The organism is Pseudonocardia yunnanensis (assembly GCF_039534065.1).
Classification (GTDB): domain Bacteria; phylum Actinomycetota; class Actinomycetes; order Mycobacteriales; family Pseudonocardiaceae; genus Pseudonocardia; species Pseudonocardia yunnanensis.
Genome location: NZ_BAAAUS010000077.1, coordinates 1 through 984, shown reverse-complemented (window position 1 = coordinate 984; position 984 = coordinate 1). Strand labels below are relative to the sequence as shown.

The 984-nt window shown below is 67.1% G+C and carries 1 protein-coding gene; it reads right to left on the bottom strand.

Annotation, left to right across the window (positions count from 1 at the left end; genetic code table 11):
* Positions 1-975, bottom strand: a 975-nt coding sequence (locus ABD743_RS44330; RefSeq protein WP_344730725.1) for an IS256 family transposase, incomplete at its 3' end; no start/stop codon positions are given.
* Positions 976-984 lie beyond the last annotated feature (9 nt).

Below are 984 nucleotides of genomic sequence, written 5' to 3'. Positions count from 1 at the left end.
TGGGAAGCTGGTGAAGGCGAGCAGATCCTCTGCAGCGTCGCGCAGCATCGTCTCGACCTTGACCGATTGGCGCCCGAGCATGCCGGCGATCACGCCGAGTTGCTCGTTGACGTGCGCGGCATCGGGTTGAGCGAAGATCGTGCGGATCGCCGCGGCGACCATCTCCGCGGAGCCCTTGGGGACCTGAGCCAAGACGTTGCGCAGGAAGTGCACCCGACACCGCTGCCAGGCCGCGCCGAGTAGCACCGCGGCGATGGCCTGCTTCAAACCGGTGTGGGCGTCGGAGATGACCAGCTGCACCCCACCCAGCCCGCGGGCCTTGAGCGAGCGCAGGAACGCCGTCCAAAATGCGCCGTCCTCCGAGTCGCCGACCGCGAACCCGAGGACCTCGCGCCAGCCATCGGCACGAACACCGGTGGCGATCACCACGGCCTGGGAGACGACCCGGTGGTTCACCCTGGCCTTGCAATACGTCGCGTCGAGGAAGACGTAGGGGAACTGCTGCTCAGCCAAGGACCGGTCGCGGAACACACCGACCTCGGTGTCGAGATCCGCGCAGATCCGCGACACCTCCGACTTGGAGATACCGGTGTCCGCACCGAGTGCTTTGACCAGGTCATCGACCTTGCGCGTGGACACCCCGTGCAGATAGGCCTCCATCACCACCGCGAACAGCGCCTGATCCACCCGCCGGCGCCGCTCCAACAAGCTGGGGAAGAACGAGCCGGTGCGCAGCTTCGGGATCCGCAGTTCCAGATCCCCGGCCGTCGTCGTGAGGGTGCGGGCGCGGTGACCGTTGCGGTGGTTGGTGCGTTCCGCAGAACGCTCGTGCAGGCCAGCGCCGATCGCGTCGGTCAACTCGGCCTCGATCAGAGCCTGGTAGATCGTCTCCGCGGCCTGGCGGACACGATCACCGACATCGGCGGCCTTGAGTGCATCGAGCACTTCGAGCAGGGCAGACTGGTCCAGGGCCATCGCGTTGTG